The following is a 14,544-nucleotide window of genomic DNA, read 5'->3' on the forward strand; positions in this document are numbered from 1 at the left end:
GAAGTGGCATCTGCTACGTGCCGTCTTCGCGCACGGGTGGCGGTCCAGACGAGAGTGCGGTCGCGCAGTCCGAGATGACGGGTTTCATGCTCTTGCCGGCCACGTCCACCATGTGGAAGCAGGCACTGAACACGCGCGCCTGTGCTTCATCCTTCTTGCCCGGCGTGCCAGGTGTGCGCCCCCATATCTCCACTTGGTAGCGCTTGCCCGGCCGCAGCGCGGGGGCGGATGCCGCGCCCTCGCCGTAGGTGAGGCACTGGCTGGGGGGCAGCGCAGGTTCGGTTGTGCCCTCGCGCAGAAAATCATGTTCCCATAGCGGGGTGCCGCCGGTGCCCACTTCCATCACGGACACGCCGGTGACAAGGGGAGCCTTGACGCGCGTTTCATGGGTATCGGGCACGCCGAAGCAGGGCACGCCATCACGGCCCTGTATCGTCGCCTGCTGGTAGCGACCGGCCGGCGATGAGCAGCTGGCCATCATCGGCAGGAGCAGCCCCAGCAGAGCCACCGGCAGTTGTAGTCGCATCATCGAGTCGTCCTCGGCAGGTTGTCCTTGCTGCTGCGGTCGGCCAGGAACTGGGAGAGCGCGCGCTCCAGTTGTGCGCCGATGCCAGCCGTCGCGCGATAACGCGTGTTGTTCATGCTCGACTGTGAGCCACGGAACGTGACGAGGAAGTAGTCCGCCAGAATGTCACCCTGGGCCTCCATGTTGTAGTCGTGCAGCAGCCGCGTCTCGTCAAGCACGTAGTCGTAGCTCATGTTCGGCCGGGGTGCCCGCACCAGCTTGACGTTGTAGCCAAGCTGATACTGCCAGACGTGGGCCATCTCATGGATGAAGAACGCCTGGAATCTGACGGTATCCAGCGAGTAATCCTCCCGATAGATACCCTTCGGGAAATACATCTGCCCGTTGGGCGTCACGGCGGTGTCCTTGTCCTGGAAGCCGAAGAACATCCAGTAGCCGTGGTTGTGGACTTTCACGGTGCTGTAGTCGACTGCATCGCCGAACACCAGGCGTGCCATCTCGATCTCGCCGGCGGTCATGGCGCGTTCGTGGCCAGGCGCGCTTACCGGTACCACGGAGGTGCCCATGCCCTCGGCGGTGGTCACCACACCGTCCACATCGAACACTTCCGCTTCGTCGGTGCTGGCCGGTGCCGTGCGCGCACAGCAGCCGGTCGGCTGTGTCGGCGGGCGCAGTTCGGCACGCACGATGGCCTCGCTCTGCGCGGTCGATATCCGCGCCGTCTCGCCCTGCGCATTGGTGGTGCCGGAAAGGGTCTGCCCATCGGCCAGATGCAGCGTGTACGGCACCTCGGCCAACGGTGCGCCCTGCACGCCGAGAAAACGGATGGCCTGATCGAACGCGGTGGGCAGTGCGCGCGCCAGCTGTGCGGCCGTGCTGGCGACCGCGGCCGCCTTGCCAGCACTGCCTGTGCTCCCGCCGCCGCCACCACCCCCTCCGCCCCCCGTGACATGCACCACGGCCTGCTGGCTGGACAACACCCGGCAGCCGCAGGCCAGCGCGCTGCCGTGCAACGCCACCGGCTGGCCGTCCACCATCAAGGTGGCATCGCCTTCAACAATGGGAAAGACGCCCTTATGCAGGGTAGGGCAGGTCGCTTTGTCGCTGACCCGCGCGACGCCGATGCCGCCGATGTCGGTTTCACTTGAGGCCGTGATGACCCGTCCGCCGCTGGAGGTCGGGTCCCCCATCACAATCCAGTTCCGTCCCATGGTTCGCTTCCATTGCAGACCAGAGCTCCATGATGCGCCGGTTCAGGTCGGGTTGGCTGAATAGGCGGCGAGGCGGATGGCAGGCCGCACTGTGTCGCGACCCGCCGTGGTGCTGCGGGTTCTGGATCAACGCAGGCGTGCCTCGGTCAGCGACGTCGAGTGAAGGCGGTCACAAGTTGATGTTTCACTCGCGGCGCTCTGTCGCGTGCTGCGCCAAATGCCGCATCTGCCTCTTTTCCAGAGGCCGCGCAGGGCAAACGATGGCCGCGCCAAGGCACCCGCCCTGGCCGGGATTGGCGTCCCGAACTTACATGACGCGCGGCGTCGCGGTTGCGGTGAAAACTGCAATCGCGACAATGCATCACTCTGCCAGTTCATGGCGGATGGTGCGTGGGGATCACTGATCCGCCGGCTTCCTGCGGCATGTATCCGGCACGCCAACCCGCACCGTCCGCCACCTTGCCTTTGCGGGTGGCCCACCTGTGAGGTTGCCGCCATGCCTGATCTGCGCCCCGACTATCCCCGCCTGCACGCCCTGCTCGGCGATGCGCTGCGTGATCTTCCCAACACCCTTGCTGAAAAGATGGAGGACGCCCTCAGCGATGCCGCCGCGTCCTCGCCACCGTCCGCGTTCTTCACCCATCTGCTGGGCCATGGCAGGAACCTGCGCGCGGATGGCCAGCCCTGGACCGAAACCCGCCTCAGTCCGGGGCGCGCGTTCGATCTGGCCCTGGCGACCCGATGCGCATCCGGCATCACCGCGCTGACGGCAGTGCTGCAGGCATCCCACGTGGCCCGGGAAAACGACGATCCCGACGGTTATCCCTCGGCGGCGCTGGTCCATGGCATGTTCGATGCCTGCCATGCGCTGTCGCTGCAGATCGAGCGCTGCCTCGTTCCCTGAGCCGCCTGTTGTCCCTCACGCCTCGTTTGCATTTCCGCCGTCCGCCATTGCTAAGGTCGCTGCGCACCCCGAACAGGAACCTGCAATGACCCGGATGTCCTCGCTCACGCTGCTCGCACTCTGCCTCGCCCCCACGCTGGCCTTCGCCCAGTCCGATCGCGAGGTGGCCGAACACATGGTCACCCGCGCCGCCAATGTCTGCCCCGGCCACAGCGCCGAGCACACCACGCCCACGGTGAAGAAGGTCCCGGTCGGCGCGCTGCGGGTGATGCTGGATCGTGGCCTGGTGATGTGCCCGGACCGGCGCCTGGACGCCAGCGCGCCGGCCGTGTTCTACGGCCGGGTAGGTGTGTTCGGCTGGAACCCGGACGTTCCAGCGGCAGCGACCGTGGTCATCGGCCAGATCGACGCGATGACGCGCAAGGACGAGTACCCGGTGGAAACCCTGGTGTGGGATGCCCAGGGCAGGGCGCTGAGCCAGCAGACCGTGCCGGCCTTCGAGCCGCGCCCTGGCGCCGCGGTGCTGTACAAGGTCCGCTAGGGCGCCATCGGAGGCGCGGTGTCCGGCACCAGCGTGAACCGGTAGCGGTTCTCGTAAAGCTTCACTTCCAGCTGTGTCCGGCCGCGCCGTTCGAGGGTGTACAGCTTGCCGGCCCAGGGGCTGCCCAGGGCCGTGATCGGATTGATGTTGCCCAGCCGGCTGGCGTCCAGATGCACCACGACGCGGTCGTCCAGGTACGCCACCTTCACCGTGCTGAAGAACGTGGCGTACTGGCCGCTGGTCATCGCGGCATAGCCGGACAGCTCCGGGTGCGCCACCAGAAAGGCGAACTGCGTGCTGAAGTCGATACCGGAAAGATCCGGCGCGCGGTACTGCGATTGCCGGGCCCACGCAGCGTCGGTGCTGTCCAGCGCATCGGCGGAGGTGATGGGGAAGAACTGGAGATCCATGTAACCGGGGCCGTTGCCATCGACGCGGGCCTGCCCGCCTTCCACCGAAGCCGACGAGACCAGGTTCGGGTAGGCCAGCGCCGGCAGCCCGCTGACACGGAACTCGCTGTGCGCCTGCACCTCCTGCGGTGGGTTGAAGAACTCGCCGACCTTCTCGCTCTGGCAGGCCGAGAGCAGGGCCAGCAGGGCCAGCGGCAACGCGCGTCCGAGCGCGGAACGGGGGTGGATCATGCGATGTGCCTCATCCTTGGGGGACGACAGTAGACCACGCTCTGCGGCAGCGGTACTGGTCCGACGCATTGCGCTGCCTGTTCAGGCATGTATTTGCGGGGCTGCGTGCACAAGCCCGACGCGTGGATATGCTAGCGTTGAGACGTTCCACCGTTGGCCTGGATGCCTGATGAACTACGCTGAATGGATTCGCGAACAGCACGCTCGCAGTGTGGCGGCCGAGCAGATCGCCGAGGCCGCGCTGGACGGGCCGGCACTGTGTGCTGGCGACAGCGAAAGCCTTGCGCCGCTGCTGCGGGGAGTGAGCCAGCTGCTGGCGGTACCGGTGGCCGATGTGCAGATTGTCGGCTCGGCCCGCTTCGGCTTTTCGCTGCGCGATGGCGCGGCTTTCGATCCCGCGTTTTCCGATCTGGATCTGGCCATCGTCAACGCCGGGTTGTATCAGCGGTGCTCGGCGCCGACGGCGGCGTCGGCCGATGCTGCCCGCTTCCCGGAGCGTGATTTCCCCGCCGACGAGCGCATCGCAGTGCGCAAGGCATTCGATGCGCTTTCACTTTCAGTGGCCGACCGCTTCGCCTACGTCTCGGTCGCGGTGTTCCCGGACCAGGCCGCGCTGGTGCGCGCACAGGCAGGGCGCATCCGTGCCTACCTGGGCGTTGCGGGCCCGGCGCCCGCTGCCCGACCGGCCGGTGCCGCGCCCGCCGGCGCCGTGGAAACCCCCTTCCAGCACATCGTGGATGCGGGCCTGCCGCAGTACCTGCTGCCCATCGCTGCCAGTACACCGGGCAATGCCTCACCCTGGCTGGCCGACCGTGCGGCCTTCGAGCGCGCGTTCGGCGACAGCAGCCTGCGCCGGGTGCGGCTGGCGGCGCTGGGGCGCGCACTCGCCGACCTGGCGCAGGTGGTGCAGGTGCACTGCTGTCTGGTGGGCGGCAGCTTCGTGGACGTCTCCAATGCCGTGCCGAACGATCTGGACATCGTGGTGTTCTACAGTGCGCGGGCAGACGTCCGCTTCGAGCCGGGGCGTGCGCTGCAGCGGCTGACCCGCAAGTTCCTGCTTGAACACATCGACATGCGTTTCGTGCCGTGCGACGCCGAGCCGTGGCTGATGGTCAAGCTGACCTCGTACTTCACCCAGTTGTATCAATCGCGCCGGCCGGGCACCGAAGCGCGCGAACATGGCCTGGTGCTGTTGCTGCCGGGTACCGGGACGGGGCAGTGATGACCGCACGCCTGGCCACCGCGCCCACGGATATCCCCGTCGCCACCGAACGGGCGCTGATGCCGCTGCCGCCGCCGCAGCCGTCCCCGGCGCTGGCAGAGCGGCTGCAGGCGTGCAACCTCAGGCTGCCCGCACTGCTGCCCTGTGCGCAGCCCTGCGAAACGCTGTGGTCCCATCGCGGGCATCCGCGGCTGCGGGCGGCGGTGCAGCAGCTGCGCCATCCGCTGTCGGCGCACATGCAGATGCCGGCGTTCGATCTGGCCGCGCTGGCTGCGGCGGAGGCTGCCGAGGCCGACGTCTATCGGCAGTGGCACCGCACCGTGCAGGGGCCGCTGTCGATGGCCGATGTACAGCGCTTCGTCTCGCTCAGCACCGGCGGTGACGGCGCGCTGCGCAGCGGGCCGGTATGGATCCGCGCCCATGATGGGCGCGCGCAGCTGCCGATGGTGCCGGCCCTGCAGGGTGCCGCGCGTTGGGACGAGCTGCTGCGGCAACGGGCCGCGCCCGATCCGGCTGAGGGCCTGCGGTCTGCGGTGCAGCTGCTGGCGCTGGCCAACAATGCGCATGCCTTTGCCGACGGCAATGGCCGGCTGGGGCGCGCGCTGTTCAATTTCTGCCTGCACCGCGCCGGGCTTCCGCAGGCCTGCTTCATCCCGCTGAAGGTGCTGACGGTGCTGTCCCGTGGCGGCTACGAAGTGCGCCTGCGCGAGGCGGAACTGTACGGTCGCTGGGAAGGGCTGTACGCCTGGCACTGCACGGCAATCGAGTTGTATGCATGGCTGGGACAGCAGCCGGCCATGCCCGACCGGAACGAGGATGTCTGATGTTCAACAAGCGCTATTGGCGGGTGCAGTCTGAAGTGAGCGAATGCGGGCTGGCATGCCTCGCGATCTGCTCGTCCATGCTGGGCGCTGATCTGGAAATGAGCGAGCTGCGGCGCAAGTACCACAACTCCCAGCGCGGTGTGGACCTGAACCAGCTGATCGCGCTGGCCAGCGCGCTGGACATGCAGTGCCGGCCGGTGCGCTGCGAGCCCAGCGATCTGCAGCATCTGGGCACGCCGGCCATCCTGCACTGGAAGCTCAATCATTTCGTGGTGCTGGAGAAGGTCTCGCGCGGCCGCTACCACATCATCGACCCGGCCCATGGCTCGCTGTCCTTCAGCGAAGCGGAGCTTTCCCAGGCCTTCACCGGCATCGCGGTGGAGGTCAGTTCCTCGCCCAGCTTCCGGCCGCGCAAGCAGCGTTCGCCGCTCAACATCTGGTCGATGATCCGCTTCAAGGGCGGCGTCGGCACCGCGCTGTTCCATACGCTGGTCTATACGCTGCTGCTGCAGGGCTTCGTGCTGTTGTCACCGTTCTTCATGCAGCTGGCGGTGGACGAAGGAGTGCTGCGCGGCGACCGCGGCTTCCTGATGGCGCTCGCGCTGGGGTTCGGTGCGGTGGCCGTGTTCAACAGCCTGGCCGAGGCGCTGCGCGGGGTCACGCTGCAGCGGGCGTCGGCGTTGATGGGCTGGGACATGAGCCGGCGCCTGTTCCATCATCTGGTCAGCCTGCCGCTGACCTGGTTCCATCGACGCCGTCTGGCCGATGCGCTGTCGCGGATGGAGTCGATCGACCCGATCCGCCAGCTGATCGCCAACGGGCTCATCGGCGCACTGCTGGACGGTGTGCTGGCGCTGGGCATCATCGTGCTGATGTTCGTCTACTCGCCGCTGATGAGTCTGGTCGCACTGACTGCGCTGGGGCTGTACGTACTGATGCGGGTGGCCGCCATCCCGATGTCGATGAAGATGGGTATGGCCAGTCTGCAGGCGAACATCGCCGAGCGCGGGACGCGCATCGAAACGCTGCGCGCGATGCAGTCGATCAAGACCATGGGCGGCGAGTTCTCGCGCGAATCGATCTGGGCCAACAAGTACGCCGATCTGGTGCGTGCTTCGTTGAACAGCGCCAACCTGCAGATTGGCATCGGCGCGGGGCGCACCCTGCTTGATGGCCTCAGCCTGGTGGCCATCGTCTACATCGGCGCCCAGGCGGTACTGGCCAACACGCTGACAGTAGGCGCGCTGTATGCCTTCGTGGCCTACCGGCAGCAGCTGAGCAACCGGCTGACCACGCTGGTGGACCAGTGCATCGCCTGGCGCCTGACCGAGCTGCATTCGGACCGCATTGCCGATATTGCCCTCAGTCCCAGCGAAGAGGGCTTCAGCAAGGATCCTTCGGCGTCGGACAGCATGGAGGGGCACATCCAGCTGCGTTCGGTGTACTTCCAGTACTCGGCACAGGAAGCGCCGGCGCTGAAGGACATCAACCTGGCCATTGCGCCGGGCGAGTTCGTGGCCATCACCGGCCCGTCCGGCTGTGGCAAGAGCACGCTGGTGAAGGTGCTGACCGGGCTGTACCCGCCCAGCGCCGGCGAGCTGCTCTATGACGGGCTGAACATCGCCAGCTGGGGGCCGCGCGTGGTCCGTCAGCGGATGGGCGTGGTGATGCAGGATGATGAGCTGTTGACCGGTTCGATCGTGGAGAACGTGACCTTCTTCGCCGAGCGCCCGGACATCGCGCTGGTCTGGCAGTGCCTGGAAATGGCGGCAGTGAAGGAGGATGTGCAGCGCATGCCGATGCAGCTGGAAACGCTGGTGGGCGACATGGGCTCGACCCTCTCCGGTGGCCAGAAGCAGCGCCTGCTGCTGGCCCGCGCGCTGTACCGCAAGCCCAGCATCCTGGTGCTGGATGAGGCCACCGCGAACCTGGACGTGGCGCGCGAGAGCCGCATCTACCAGGCGCTGGCGCAGCTGGATATCACCCGCATCCTGATCACCCACCGCCCCGACACCATGCGCCTGGCCGACCGTCTGGTGCGCATCGATCAGGGCAGGGTGGTGGGCGATACCCGCAAGCCCACCGCAGCGGCGCCCACAGCAGCGCCGACCGTCAACCTCATTCCTGCCGTCGTTTCGCCGCCAGCAGTGGCTCCAGCAGCCAGTCCAGCAGCGAACGCTTCTCCAGAACCAGACAGGCTTTGAGGCGTGCTACAGCCAGGAATGAAACCACGCCGATGCGGGCATCCAACCAGAATTACCGGGCGCCCAGCGCCCGACAATCGCCATCCTTCACTGCACGGTGGGGCGCATATCCTAGCGTGCGGCGCGATAGAAGCTGAGCAGGCACTCGTCGCGGGATCCATCGGTAGTGAAGTGCAGGACAGTCCCGTTGGAACGAAGCTCGTAAGCAGATTCCCTGCTCACTCGTTCAGCGGCTGCATTGTGCGGGCTCGGCGGATACATGAACTGCTCAAGCGCGTACTTTTCCTTCAAGGACGCAGCGGGATAGCAATGACCCTGTTCCAGCTTGGCATAGAAGAAACTGATTCCCTGCACCAGGCGCGGATGGATCCGGAACTCGGTATAGGCGATCCGGTAACCATCGCGGGCCTCGATCGGGCTTGACCTGAAAACGACGGGGTCGGTATTGCTGTTGCCCTGCTGCATGAATTCACGTGCGCCCATGCTCTGGAAGAAATCGAAGCCCAGCGGCCAAGGGGCATCGGCAACCTTCTGAATCACGTCTTCAAGTGAATTCTCGTTGCTGTCCTTTCCTCGGGCGCCGTCTTCAGCAGATGCCTGGAATGCGAGTGACAGGGTCAACGCCAACAGCGGCTGCAGGAGATGTTTCCGGCAGAGATTAAGGTTCATCGTTCCTGTTCCTGGAGACGGCCGCCCAGTCGCCACATGGAAGCCACCTCATCGCCAGGCCTGCGCGGAGCGTGGGCATTGCAGTTCCGCGACGGCGACCGTCAACCTCATTCCTGCCGTCGTTTCGCCGCCAGCAGTGGCTCCAGCAGCCAGTCCAGCAGCGAACGCTTCTCCAGAACCAGATCGGCTTTGAGGCGCATGCCCGGGGTCAGTGCCAGCGCCTTGCCATAGGCCTGCATCTGCTGGTCGTCCAGCGCGGCCAGCAGGCGGTACTGGCTTTCCACGGCCTGCAGGTCGGCGGGCAGTTCCTCTGGTGATGTCGGTGAGCGCGCGATCTTGACGATCCGGGCGCGGCCGACGCCGAACTTCTGGTAGGGGAAGGCGTCGTACATCAGCCGCACGTCGGTGCCGACATTGACGAAGGCGATGGCCGAGGAGGGCACCCACAGCTCGGCGAACAGCTGCGAGCCTTCCGGCATCATCACCCCGAGCGTGCGCCCGGCGGTGACCGTGGCGCCCGGCTTGGCCTGCAGCCAGGTGACCTGCCCGGCGGACTGCGCCACCAGATTGAACTGCGTGCCCAGCTTGTAGTTGATCGCCTTCTCGCGCGCGCCCAGCAGTTCGGACAGCGCGGTGGCGCGGTTGGCGTCACGCTCGGCCTTGAGGCGGCCCAGCTCGTGCCGCATCTGCTCGTGCTCCTGTTCCAGCTGGGCAATGCGCGTCTGCACTTCGGCCACCGATTGGCGCACGTTCAGTACCCGCACCTCCGCGTCGCGGTACTGCAGTTCGGATACCAGCTTGTCCGCGCGCAGGCGGCCCAGGTCGTGCACGGTCTTCTCGGCGATGGCCTGCTGTTGCTGGTACAGCGTGACGTTGTCACGCAGTACCGAAAGCTGGCGGGTGGTGCCCAGCATGCGCTCGCGGATGCCGGCCTCCTGGCTTTCCAGGGATGCTTCGGTGGCGCGTTCGCGATCGACCGAAGCCTGGGTGAGGCGCTCGGCCATGCCGGACAGGGTGGCGCCGGTGCTTTCGCCGGTGTCGATCACCGAATCCACCGAGACGCTGACGATGGGGTCGCCCTGGCGGACCTTCGCGCCTTCCTCCACATGCACGTTGCTGACGATGCCCGAGCGCTGGCTGATGATCGGCAACAGGCCGCGCGAGGGGACCAGCGCACCGGATACGGTTTCCTTGCGCGGGAACGAGGTGGTCACCAGGAACAGTACCGCCAGGCCCAGCAGCGCAACCACGAAGCCGGTGGCCAGCCACATGCCGACGCCCGGGGCCTGCACCGGGGAGCCGAAGCGCTGCGTGGCGGCCTCGATCGCTTCGTTGCGGAACAGCGGAATCACATCCGCCGTCTCATCCTTTCTGGCTGGTTCCATGTGGCCTGCGGTGCCGCGTCGTTGCGGAGAGTGGGATGGGTAGGGACATCATCGCGCGGTTCGGGGCGCAAGGCAGCCATGGCCACCGGCCACGTCCACGTAGTAGTCGTAATCGTCGCGCAGGCCGAAACCCACCCGCCAGGAGATCGGGAACACGTTGGCGGGCTGGTCGGAGACCTGGGTCTGCAGGGTGACCGTGCGGCCATTGAACGTGACCGGTGCGGTGGCCTCGGCGTAGCGGACCGGTTGCAGGCCGTGCATCGTCCAGCGGCGTCGCTGCACCAGGCTGGCCTGTGGGTAGGTGGACAGGTCCACGCCGGAGGCTTCCAGTGCGACATCGGTGCCGGTGTCGAGCAGGACGAGCTCGTCGCGCTTGCCGATGCGCATCGGCAGGCGCAGCGAGTACTGGCCGCCCCACAGTGCAGAGGTGGTTGCCAGGGGTTGCCGGCAGGTACCGGCAGGCAGTGCCTTCAACAGCTCCAGCTCGGTGGGCCGCAGCACCAGCGGACCCAGCCGATACAGCAGGTCCAGGCCGATGATGTTGAACTCGATCTGGTCGGTGACCGTAAAGGCGACGTTGCTGAAGTGCAGATCGCCCAGCTGCACATCGACCGGAGCGGCCAGGCCGATCGCCACGGTCTGCCCGGGCCGCGAATTGTCGGTGGCGAAGTTGTCGGTCACCGCCAGGCCCATCGCCTGTGCGGCCTTGCGGCTGATATGCGAACGGGTGGCGCCGGTGTCGATGATGAAATCGGAGTCGATGTCGCGCTGCTTTCCATCCTGGCCGCCCCGGATCTTGCCGCGGATGACAGGAACACCGGCCTTGGCCGACAGCGGCAGGCGGGTTCCGGCAGGCGGCGGTGCGGCCAGTGTGGCCGATCGCGGCCATTGGCTGAAGGACTCGAACGCGGGGGCGGTGATGGCGCGTACTTCCTCGCCTGCACGCAGCGAAGGCGCGACATGCTGCTGATAGAGCGCGCGGACCTTCTGCATGTCGGCGGCCCAGCCGGCGATGTCGCCTTCCAGCAGACGGTTGCCAGCACGCAGGCTCCGGCACAGGTACATGACCCCCTGACTCTTTTCGGCCACCACGGCAGCGTCGGCGATACAGGTGTCGGCCCAGCGATTGGACTGGGCGATTTCGCCACGCGTGCGGTGGTAGCCGGCACGTGCGGCCAGCCGTGCCGTGGTATTGGATTTGCCGATCCGCTCCAGGGCCGCGCTGTTGCCCTGCATCACCGCCACGGTGATGCCATGGCTGTCTTCAGCGACCACATCGCGGGCCCCGGCGGGGGCGGCCACGCCCAGCGCGATCACTGCGGACATCAGGAATTTCATTGCCTCAGCTCCTCTGTGACACGTATCGGCCGCCCGGTCTCCCGGGCGGCCGATGTTCCGGTGCAGCGTCAGAACCCGCTGATGACCAGGTTGAACTGGCCGGTGAACGAGTTGGTGTTCGGATCGAACGTCAGGCCGATGTTGAACGACACACCGTTACCGAAGTCCTGGTTGAAGCTGGCGTTGTAGTTGCTCACATTGAAGTGATCGGTGGTCAGGCCCAGGGTGTAGGTCTGGCCTGCATACTGGAAGCTGCCGTTACCGGCCAGGCCCCAGTTGCCATTGGTCAGATTCAGGTTCTCGGTCAGGTTGAAGGTCAGGTTGTAGTCCTGCAAGACCCATGTCTGGGTCGCGCTGGCTACACCGTTGCCATCAATGCTGGCGTTGGAACTGAAGGTGGTCTCGCCACCGCCGTCGCCACCACCACCGCCGCCGCCACCACCGCCACCGCCGCCATCGCCCGGATCCCACGGATCGGTCCAGTCCGGCGGATCCGGGTTGGGACCCCAGTCGTCCGGCGGGGTCACATCGACCGGCGGCAGATCGGTGGTGTCCACCTGTGCGCCACCGGAGACCAGTGCACGTTCTTCGGGGGAGAGATCACGAATTCCACTTGCAGACATCTCACAACTCCTTGTTTGTCCGATGCTGAGTACGGATGCGTCGTTGCCGCCTTCATGCGGCGCTCCGACATTTATCACACGAAGTGGACAGTGCTCTGTCAGAAAAATCTGATTCGGACAGAAGGGTGATAAACGACAAAAATGAACGCGCCCTGCGCTTGCTTTCGTTAAGCGGCCGCTTGCTGCGACACGCTAGCCCCCACCGCAGGCGCTCAGGCAGCGGTCGCGTATTTCCCCGCACTTGATGTCCGGAAGGCGATTCCGGCAGAAATCCACGCTCGCCTGGCATGATCGACGAAGATCCCTGTCCTGGATTTCGTCACAGTTGCCACCCCATTGGGATGCCGAGCCCAGGCACCCGCTACTGCTTCCGGCGGAATGACAGCTGGCATAGTGGTCCCGACACTGGTCCATGCATTGGCGTGCAGCCGTGGTTTCACGAACGCCCTGCGCCAGATAGGCGTCGCCATGGCTGCTGCAGGATGCCATTGCAACGACAGCCACGAATACGAGTAGTTTGCTCTGCACTGCAGCAGACCCCTTCAATTGATCGTATCAGGCTCTTCATCATCAGCCGGCTGATTCCATTCTGGCCTGAGTGGCTGTGCTGATGCGGAGATTCAATCAGGATGCGATATCAGTGTGCTGACTGGGTAGCCCCCAAAGACATCAGGCAGGCCTTGTTTGTGATGAAATCCAGATAGATGGAGACCTTGCGCAGGCTGCCGCCGCCCAGCACATAGCGCGTCTTGCTTGGATGGTTTCCAGTGGATGTGCTCATCTGCAATTCTGCAGAGCCGTCCAAGGTCTGCACAACGGCTTCGCGCGCGACCGATGCTCTTCGCTGCTGTCCTTGTACGCCTTGAACAACACTGTGTTGAACTGAACCTGGTGGCAGAGCCACACCGATTGGCAGGGCTTCCATCAACTCGCCACTGTTACCAGTATCCAGCATTGCTTCCTGGCGCTTGCCGTCAACAGTAATGAACAACCTTGGGACGGTCTGCGTACCGCTCAGGTCTGCCGCCGAGAACATCGGGGCGTCGCAGGCCGGAGCGGCAGATCCCTCCGCGAGCACCTGCAGGCCATCCTTGCCGATCAGGACTCGGCCGAGACGAGATAGAACATCGAGGCCAAGAAGGTTCGCAGGAATGCGTTCGCTGACGGATACCAATGGCTGCGAGATGATCAACGGACCAAACTGGAGGGTCTGTGGCTGGGCGATCCTGCTGCGCTGTTGTGAGTCGCCCAGCACGCCGGACAGCGTGAATCCCTCCATGAGCGGGGGCGCAGTTATCGCCGCGGGATGCACTATGGTCAGTGCCGAGCCTGTGTCGACCAAGACCTCAAGAGTCTTTCCGTCAATCTGCAGTTGCGCCATGTTGGGATAAGCGACACGGCCGCCGTCGTGATCCTGGCTGGACGCTACCGTAACCGTTCCTGTGTGCAGGGCGATACGTCCTTGGCCAGATGAATCGACTTTGGGAGCGGGCCGACCGGCCATCGCGGCGTAGTCTGGAATGCGGGTGAATACATCGACATTTCCCAATGTTTTGCCCCGCTTCTCCGCAGCGGCCCGAACGCGCTCCCGCGCCTGCATCGACAGGCGTGCCCATGCAGGCAGGTCACCCGCTACCACCTCGACGCCAGCTCGCAGTGCTCCGCAGACAGTCAGCCCGGCCAGATGCGTAGTCTGCTGCGCCATCTGGATACATTCATCTGACGCTTCGCGGGCTCCAGGAACGTCCAGCAGAACGCGGCGTTCGGCGGCCCTGGCCATCTTCTTTACGACGGTATTGGTTGCATTGACCTGCAGCTGCCGTAGTGCAGCGACATCACCTTGAGCCAGCGCTTGGCTGACCGGCGTGGGGTCGTTGAATATCTGCGTGACGCGGGTTGTCTCAGCGGCACCAGCACAGGATGGAACGAGCAGCAATGCAAGTAAAAGGGGACGCATGGGACTCCAGATGGATGCCGCGTCCGCGGACGCGGCATCCCAAGAGGGATCAAGGACTCTTGTTGTAGAGGAACTGGGCTTCGCCCTTTATGTCGTTGTCCGCTGAGTTGTAGATCAGGTTGATCTGAAAGCCGAAGCCGGCGCCGATATCCCAGTAGTAACCACCATTGACGGTGGAGGTCCAGGAACCTTCGTTCAGCTGCCACTTGAGAAGACTGCCATCGTTGCCGACGAAATCCAATGTGCCCTTGCCGTCCTTGAAGGTGCCGTCGGTGTTGAACTTCAGCTCGGTGCTGACCGTCCACTGGCCGAATTCATTGGGAATCGGGTAGGTCAACACCGCTTTGTTGAAGCCCGGCTCGCCATTCTCGCCCGGCGTGTAGGTCAGCTTGCTTTCAAAAGGCTTGACATCGATGAAGGTGAAGTCCGGCTGTCCGTCACCGTCACCACCGCCGTCGCCACCACCACCACCACCGCCGCCACCGCCGCCATCGCCCGG

General features: G+C 65.3%; 14 protein-coding genes. 5 read left to right on the forward strand and 9 right to left on the reverse strand.

Annotated elements, in window-relative coordinates; genetic code table 11:
• Positions 1–13: 13 nt before the first annotated feature.
• Both N5J29_RS10425 and N5J29_RS10430 read right to left on the reverse strand, forming a co-directional pair.
• A complete protein-coding gene (locus N5J29_RS10425; protein WP_164152435.1) occupies positions 14–529 on the reverse strand; it encodes a hypothetical protein in 516 nt (171 codons plus the stop codon).
• Positions 526–1,716 carry a PAAR domain-containing protein gene (locus tag N5J29_RS10430; protein WP_279924344.1) on the reverse strand — a complete coding sequence of 397 codons (1,191 nt, stop codon included), beginning with the start codon at positions 1,714–1,716 and terminating at the stop codon, positions 526–528. Before N5J29_RS10430 ends, N5J29_RS10425 begins: the two co-directional genes overlap by 4 nt.
• A 517-nt stretch (positions 1,717–2,233) precedes the next feature.
• Here N5J29_RS10430 and N5J29_RS10435 point away from each other — a divergent pair.
• Positions 2,234–2,641, forward strand: a complete 408-nt coding sequence (locus tag N5J29_RS10435; RefSeq protein ID WP_065183051.1) for a hypothetical protein — start codon at positions 2,234–2,236, stop codon at positions 2,639–2,641.
• Positions 2,642–2,750: 109 nt separating this feature from the next.
• On the forward strand, positions 2,751–3,182 hold the full coding sequence (locus N5J29_RS10440) for a hypothetical protein (RefSeq protein WP_204313644.1): 432 nt from the start codon (positions 2,751–2,753) through the stop codon (positions 3,180–3,182).
• Here the strand turns inward: N5J29_RS10440 and N5J29_RS10445 are convergent.
• The gene (locus N5J29_RS10445; RefSeq protein ID WP_065183049.1) at positions 3,179–3,823 is read right to left on the reverse strand and encodes a hypothetical protein; all 645 of its coding nucleotides are present in this window, start codon (positions 3,821–3,823) and stop codon (positions 3,179–3,181) included. The two genes, N5J29_RS10440 and N5J29_RS10445, sit on opposite strands and share 4 nt — an antisense overlap.
• Positions 3,824–3,992: 169 nt before the next feature.
• On the opposite strand from N5J29_RS10445, the gene N5J29_RS10450 reads away from it, so the two are divergent.
• From N5J29_RS10450 to N5J29_RS10460, 3 genes are read left to right on the forward strand one after another with little or no spacing between them, the layout of a single operon-like run.
• A complete protein-coding gene (locus N5J29_RS10450) occupies positions 3,993–5,045 on the forward strand; it encodes a hypothetical protein (protein WP_164153094.1) in 1,053 nt (350 codons plus the stop codon).
• A complete protein-coding gene (locus N5J29_RS10455; protein ID WP_164153095.1) occupies positions 5,045–5,869 on the forward strand; it encodes a Fic family protein in 825 nt (274 codons plus the stop codon). Before N5J29_RS10450 ends, N5J29_RS10455 begins: the two co-directional genes overlap by 1 nt.
• Positions 5,869–8,073: a peptidase domain-containing ABC transporter gene (locus N5J29_RS10460; RefSeq protein WP_065176244.1), complete on the forward strand. Its 2,205-nt coding sequence runs from the start codon at positions 5,869–5,871 to the stop codon at positions 8,071–8,073. The genes N5J29_RS10455 and N5J29_RS10460 overlap by 1 nt, the downstream gene beginning before the upstream one ends.
• A 111-nt stretch (positions 8,074–8,184) precedes the next feature.
• On the opposite strand, the gene N5J29_RS10465 is transcribed toward N5J29_RS10460, so the two are convergent.
• The 6 genes from N5J29_RS10465 to N5J29_RS10490 all read right to left on the reverse strand — a co-directional run.
• Positions 8,185–8,742 carry a hypothetical protein gene (locus N5J29_RS10465; RefSeq protein ID WP_164153096.1) on the reverse strand — a complete coding sequence of 186 codons (558 nt, stop codon included), beginning with the start codon at positions 8,740–8,742 and terminating at the stop codon, positions 8,185–8,187.
• A gap of 107 nt (positions 8,743–8,849) precedes the next feature.
• The gene (locus tag N5J29_RS10470; RefSeq protein ID WP_080375280.1) at positions 8,850–10,127 is read right to left on the reverse strand and encodes an HlyD family efflux transporter periplasmic adaptor subunit; all 1,278 of its coding nucleotides are present in this window, start codon (positions 10,125–10,127) and stop codon (positions 8,850–8,852) included.
• A gap of 48 nt (positions 10,128–10,175) precedes the next feature.
• Positions 10,176–11,465 (reverse strand): retropepsin-like aspartic protease, encoded by a 1,290-nt coding sequence (locus tag N5J29_RS10475; protein ID WP_111187021.1) that lies wholly within the window; start codon positions 11,463–11,465, stop codon positions 10,176–10,178.
• A 68-nt stretch (positions 11,466–11,533) separates the two neighbouring features.
• Positions 11,534–12,088 (reverse strand): hypothetical protein, encoded by a 555-nt coding sequence (locus N5J29_RS10480; protein WP_164972387.1) that lies wholly within the window; start codon positions 12,086–12,088, stop codon positions 11,534–11,536.
• Positions 12,089–12,725: 637 nt separating this feature from the next.
• Positions 12,726–14,045: a retropepsin-like aspartic protease gene (locus N5J29_RS10485; protein ID WP_164153154.1), complete on the reverse strand. Its 1,320-nt coding sequence runs from the start codon at positions 14,043–14,045 to the stop codon at positions 12,726–12,728.
• A gap of 49 nt (positions 14,046–14,094) precedes the next feature.
• Positions 14,095–14,544, reverse strand: a 450-nt coding sequence (locus N5J29_RS10490) for a hypothetical protein (RefSeq protein ID WP_279924345.1), incomplete at its 5' end; no start/stop codon positions are given.

The organism is Stenotrophomonas sp. GD03680, from assembly GCF_029844625.1.
Classification (GTDB): domain Bacteria; phylum Pseudomonadota; class Gammaproteobacteria; order Xanthomonadales; family Xanthomonadaceae; genus Stenotrophomonas; species Stenotrophomonas maltophilia_P.

Coding starts and splice junctions, on each gene's coding strand:
- N5J29_RS10455 (WP_164153095.1), top strand. CDS start 5,045: ATGACCGCACGCCTGGCCACCGCGCCCACGGATATCCCCGTCGCCACC.
- N5J29_RS10485 (WP_164153154.1), bottom strand. CDS start 14,045: ATGCGTCCCCTTTTACTTGCATTGCTGCTCGTTCCATCCTGTGCTGGT.
- N5J29_RS10475 (WP_111187021.1), bottom strand. CDS start 11,465: ATGAAATTCCTGATGTCCGCAGTGATCGCGCTGGGCGTGGCCGCCCCC.
- N5J29_RS10460 (WP_065176244.1), top strand. CDS start 5,869: ATGTTCAACAAGCGCTATTGGCGGGTGCAGTCTGAAGTGAGCGAATGC.
- N5J29_RS10465 (WP_164153096.1), bottom strand. CDS start 8,742: ATGAACCTTAATCTCTGCCGGAAACATCTCCTGCAGCCGCTGTTGGCG.
- N5J29_RS10430 (WP_279924344.1), bottom strand. CDS start 1,716: ATGGGGGACCCGACCTCCAGCGGCGGACGGGTCATCACGGCCTCAAGT.
- N5J29_RS10425 (WP_164152435.1), bottom strand. CDS start 529: ATGATGCGACTACAACTGCCGGTGGCTCTGCTGGGGCTGCTCCTGCCG.
- N5J29_RS10450 (WP_164153094.1), top strand. CDS start 3,993: ATGAACTACGCTGAATGGATTCGCGAACAGCACGCTCGCAGTGTGGCG.
- N5J29_RS10435 (WP_065183051.1), top strand. CDS start 2,234: ATGCCTGATCTGCGCCCCGACTATCCCCGCCTGCACGCCCTGCTCGGC.
- N5J29_RS10445 (WP_065183049.1), bottom strand. CDS start 3,823: ATGATCCACCCCCGTTCCGCGCTCGGACGCGCGTTGCCGCTGGCCCTG.
- N5J29_RS10470 (WP_080375280.1), bottom strand. CDS start 10,127: ATGGAACCAGCCAGAAAGGATGAGACGGCGGATGTGATTCCGCTGTTC.
- N5J29_RS10480 (WP_164972387.1), bottom strand. CDS start 12,088: ATGTCTGCAAGTGGAATTCGTGATCTCTCCCCCGAAGAACGTGCACTG.